Raw genomic sequence first — 4,519 nt, forward strand, 5'->3', positions numbered from 1 at the left:
CAGAATTTGCCTGGCGGCTGTAGCGCGGTGGTCCCACCTGACCCCATGCCGAACTCAGAAGTGAAACGCCGTAGCGCCGATGGTAGTGTGGGGTCTCCCCATGCGAGAGTAGGGAACTGCCAGGCATCAAATAAGTGAAGAAGCCCATCCTGCCGGATGGGCTTTTTTGCGTCTGCAGGGAGTGAGAACTGCCGGATGCGGCGTGCCGCCTTATCCGGCCAGCGTCTGTTATTACCGGATACAGCGCCTGTAAACCTTATTCTGCCTGTGATTGCAGCCTCATCGGTTGCAAAGCAACATCCTAAGCTTCCATAACACAAGCCATCCCGCTGCATATACGGTAAACTAAGCGCGATTTTGCATCAGGAAAGCGTCTATGAATCACTCCCTTAAAGCCTGGAACACCTTCGGTATCGATCAACAAGCTAATGTGCTTGTCTGTGCTGAAAATGCGCAACAACTACTAAATGCCTGGCAATCAGCCAATGCATCACATCATCCAGTGCTAATCCTGGGCGAAGGGAGTAACGTCCTGTTTCTTGATGCCTTCCATGGAACGGTGATCGTCAACCGTATCAAGGGAATAGCGATTACAGAACAACCTGATGCGTGGCATTTGCACGTAGGCGCGGGTGAAAACTGGCATCATCTGGTAGAGCATACGCTGCAGCAAAGCATGCCCGGGCTGGAAAATCTGGCGCTGATCCCCGGCTGCGTGGGTTCATCGCCAATCCAGAATATTGGTGCCTATGGCGTAGAACTGCGGCGCGTCTGCGAATACGTGGACTGCGTAGAGCTTTCGACCGGCAAACATCTGCGCGTCAGCGCCGCAGAATGCCGATTTGGTTACCGTGACAGTATCTTCAAACATGAGTATCAGGATCGTTTTGCGATTGTAGCTGTTGGTCTGCGCTTACCTAAACAGTGGCAACCCGTTCTCACATACGGTGACCTGACGCGTCTTGATCCTGCCACGGTAACGCCTCGGCAGGTTTTTGATTCTGTTTGCCATATGCGCACCACAAAACTGCCCGATCCAAAAGTAAACGGGAATGCGGGGAGTTTCTTTAAAAACCCGGTTGTCACCGCGGACATTGCGCAGGAGCTCCTGGTGAAATTCCCGACTGCACCTCATTACCCGCAGGCTGATGGCTCTGTGAAACTGGCTGCTGGCTGGCTTATCGATCAATGTCAGCTAAAAGGCATGCGCATTGGTGGCGCAGCGGTACATCAGCAGCAGGCACTGGTGCTGATCAATGCAGGCCATGCTACGAGTCAGGATGTGGTGCAACTGGCGCATCACGTACGCCAAAAAGTCGGTGAGAAATTCAATGTCTGGCTTGAACCGGAAGTCCGGTTTATTGGCCCACTGGGTGAAGTGAATGCCGTGGAGATCGTTGCATGAAGGATAATACCGTCCCCCTGACGCTTATTTCATTATTAGCCGATGGCGAATTTCACTCTGGTGAGCAACTCGGTGAAAAGCTGGGAATGAGCCGTGCGGCAATCAATAAACATGTCCAGACGCTACGTGACTGGGGTGTTGATGTATTTACTGTCCCTGGTAAAGGATACAGCTTACCTGAACCTATCCAGCTATTAGATTCATCACTTATTTATTCTCAGCTGGATGGCGGGAATATAACGGTCCTGCCGGTTATCGACTCAACCAATCAGTACCTTATGGATCGAATTGGTCAACTGGAGTCAGGGGATGCCTGCGTCGCTGAGTATCAGCAGGCCGGTCGTGGTCGTCGTGGACGTAAATGGTTCTCTCCCTTTGGCGCCAATCTGTACCTTTCAATGTTCTGGCGACTGGAACAAGGACCGGCAGCCGCGATTGGCCTGAGCCTGGTGATTGGTATTGTCATGGCTGAGGTTTTACGCGATCTGGGCGCGGATAAAGTACGTGTTAAATGGCCGAACGACCTCTATTTGCTCGACCGTAAACTGGCAGGGATCCTGGTTGAACTCACCGGAAAAACGGGCGATGCCGCACAGATTGTTATTGGGGCGGGTATAAACATGTCTATGCGTCGGGTTGAGGAGAATGTGGTTAATCAAGGCTGGATTAATCTGCAGGAAGCGGGTATTACCATTGACCGCAATACTCTGGCTGCCCGGCTGATCCGAGAGCTGCGCGCTGCCCTGGTACTGTTTGAGCATGAGGGCCTGGCGCCGTATTTGTCCCGCTGGAGGGCGCTGGATAACTTTATCGACCGTCCCGTTAAACTCATTATTGGTGATAAAGAAATATTTGGCGTATCTCGTGGAATAGATGCGCAAGGTGCATTACTACTCGAACAAAATGGCGTGATAAAAGCCTGGATGGGTGGGGAAATATCGCTTAGAAGCGCTGAATAATAAGAAGGGGAGCTATGGCTCCCCTTTATTTTTTATTTTCGTAATCTGACTTGCTCAACGGCATGATTGGCGCTTTTCGTCATGATTAAGCTGGCTCGCTCACGCGTTGGTAAAATATTCTGTTTTAAATTCAACCAGTTGATTTCTTTCCATAGCGATGTAGCCGTGTTGATTGCCTCGTCTTCCGACAATTTCGCATAGTTATGGAAATAAGAGTCTGGGTTGGTAAATGCCCCTTCGCGGAATTTCAGGAAGCGGTTGATATACCACGTCTGGAGTAATTCTTCTGGCGCATCAACATAAATAGAAAAGTCGACAAAGTCAGAAACAAATACATGATGTGGATCGTGAGGATAGTCCATCCCGCTTTGTAATACATTGAGCCCTTCGAGGATTAATATGTCGGGCTGGGCAACGGTTTTGTCGCCATCAGGGATCACATCATAGATCAGATGAGAATAGACCGGTGCTGTAACGTTGGGGACGCCAGACTTTAAATCGGAAACGAATTTAACCAGACGGTGCATATCATAGGACTGAGGAAAGCCTTTCTTCTTCATGAGCCCACGATCTTTCAACACCTGGTTAGGATGAAGAAAACCGTCAGTAGTGATCAGCTCAACCTTACGATGCTCGGGCCAGCGACTCAGCAACGCTTGCAACACACGTGCAGTCGTACTTTTGCCGACGGCGACGCTGCCAGCAATGCTAATAATATAAGGAATACGCTCGCCGTTGGTGCCTAAAAATTGCTCCAGCACAGCCTGACGCCGCAGGTTCGAACTGATGTAAAAATTTAGCAAACGCGATAATGGCAAATAAATCTCAGCAACTTCTTCCAGCGATAAGTCTTCGTTAATGCCTTTCAGACGAGCAATCTCTTCCTCGGTCAGAGTCATCGGCACGGAATCACGAAGCGCAGCCCACTGGTTGCGATCAAACTGTAGGTAAGGCGACGTTAACGCTTGCTCTTTTATACTCATACGCATGGTCTGGCTGTCATTGCTATATCAGGTCTGCGGTAAAAAACGAAATCATCCCCGGTACGCAATGGCACGCACATTTCAGTTAATTTGGACAATGGGCAGGAGGGTAACACCAGATGGGAGGGAATAATAAGAAAAAATCGTCCCCTGAAACGCAATGTGACGGCTATTCCAGATGTATAAAGATGCACTTTCTCTCTATTGATAACGGCATGCTGGAGCAAAATGCCTTCTGGGAGCGCGGCTGACGTTGGAAATTTGTTCAATTCGAAGAAGAAATAGATTATTTATCGGTCGTATAGCGCAAAATGTGAGCGATAGAACATTTTATGCAATTTTTTAGTTGCATGAGTGCGCATGTCTCCATAAAATGCGCGCTACTTGATGCCGACTTAGCTCAGTAGGTAGAGCAACTGACTTGTAATCAGTAGGTCACCAGTTCGATTCCGGTAGTCGGCACCATCAAGTCCGGTGGGGTTCCCGAGCGGCCAAAGGGAGCAGACTGTAAATCTGCCGTCACAGACTTCGAAGGTTCGAATCCTTCCCCCACCACCACTTTCTGGCAGCGTTATCGCCGCCTGAGTTGGTTAAAAAATTAATCAGCTCGAATAAAAAAGAGAGAAATCTCTTTTTTATTACAGAAAGAACTGGGTAGCCGAGTTTCAGGATGCGGGCATCGTATAATGGCTATTACCTCAGCCTTCCAAGCTGATGATGCGGGTTCGATTCCCGCTGCCCGCTCCAGACGTGCTGATATGGCTCAGTTGGTAGAGCGCACCCTTGGTAAGGGTGAGGTCCCCAGTTCGACTCTGGGTATCAGCACCACTTCACTTCTCCTTCCCGTTTCTCTCTGTTTACTTTTAAAAGCATTCAACAGCTCAGGCATATGGCCTGGTTGATGTGGTGATATCACCGATTTATCCGTGTCTTAGAGGGACAATCGATGTCTAAAGAAAAATTTGAACGTACAAAACCGCACGTTAACGTCGGTACTATCGGCCACGTTGACCATGGTAAAACAACGCTGACCGCTGCAATCACTACCGTACTGGCTAAAACCTACGGCGGTGCTGCTCGTGCATTCGACCAGATCGATAACGCGCCGGAAGAAAAAGCTCGTGGTATCACCATCAACACTTCTCACGTTGAATATGACACCCCGACTCGCC

At 49.5% G+C, this 4,519-nt stretch carries 4 protein-coding genes, 4 tRNA genes, 1 rRNA gene and 1 pseudogene; 8 read left to right on the forward strand and 2 right to left on the reverse strand.

From position 1 onward, the window contains the following. Window positions 1–9 precede the first annotated feature (9 nt). The 3 genes from rrf to birA all read left to right on the forward strand — a co-directional run bounded on the left by rrf (window position 10) and on the right by birA (window position 2,364). Window positions 10–125: ribosomal RNA gene (rrf, locus tag BZK42_RS27410) — 5S ribosomal RNA — on the forward strand. A gap of 251 nt (window positions 126–376) precedes the next feature. Then, window positions 377–1,405 carry a UDP-N-acetylmuramate dehydrogenase gene (gene murB, locus BZK42_RS27415; protein WP_047359268.1) on the forward strand — a complete coding sequence of 343 codons (1,029 nt, stop codon included), beginning with the start codon at window positions 377–379 and terminating at the stop codon, window positions 1,403–1,405. Then, window positions 1,402–2,364 (forward strand): bifunctional biotin--[acetyl-CoA-carboxylase] ligase/biotin operon repressor BirA, encoded by a 963-nt coding sequence (birA, locus tag BZK42_RS27420; RefSeq protein WP_047359269.1) that lies wholly within the window; start codon window positions 1,402–1,404, stop codon window positions 2,362–2,364. Before murB ends, birA begins: the two co-directional genes overlap by 4 nt. 32 nt (window positions 2,365–2,396) lie before the next feature. Here birA and coaA read toward each other — a convergent pair whose 3' ends face one another. Next, a complete protein-coding gene (gene coaA, locus BZK42_RS27425) occupies window positions 2,397–3,347 on the reverse strand; it encodes a type I pantothenate kinase (protein WP_003031107.1) in 951 nt (316 codons plus the stop codon). A gap of 289 nt (window positions 3,348–3,636) precedes the next feature. Further along, a pseudogene (locus tag BZK42_RS29450) lies at window positions 3,637–3,717 on the reverse strand (hypothetical protein); the annotation flags it as partial. A gap of 19 nt (window positions 3,718–3,736) precedes the next feature. Here BZK42_RS29450 and BZK42_RS27430 point away from each other — a divergent pair. The 5 genes from BZK42_RS27430 to BZK42_RS27450 all read left to right on the forward strand — a co-directional run. Then, window positions 3,737–3,812, forward strand: a tRNA-Thr gene (locus BZK42_RS27430). A gap of 8 nt (window positions 3,813–3,820) precedes the next feature. Further along, window positions 3,821–3,905 (forward strand) — tRNA-Tyr (locus tag BZK42_RS27435). 114 nt (window positions 3,906–4,019) lie between these two features. After that, a tRNA-Gly gene (locus tag BZK42_RS27440) sits at window positions 4,020–4,094 on the forward strand. A 5-nt stretch (window positions 4,095–4,099) separates the two neighbouring features. Next, a tRNA-Thr gene (locus tag BZK42_RS27445) sits at window positions 4,100–4,175 on the forward strand. 118 nt (window positions 4,176–4,293) lie between these two features. After that, a partial coding sequence (locus BZK42_RS27450; RefSeq protein WP_001403315.1) for a GTP-binding protein occupies window positions 4,294–4,519 on the forward strand: 226 nt, incomplete at its 3' end.

It is taken from the genome of Citrobacter braakii (assembly GCF_002075345.1).
GTDB classification, from domain to species: Bacteria; Pseudomonadota; Gammaproteobacteria; order Enterobacterales; family Enterobacteriaceae; genus Citrobacter; species Citrobacter braakii.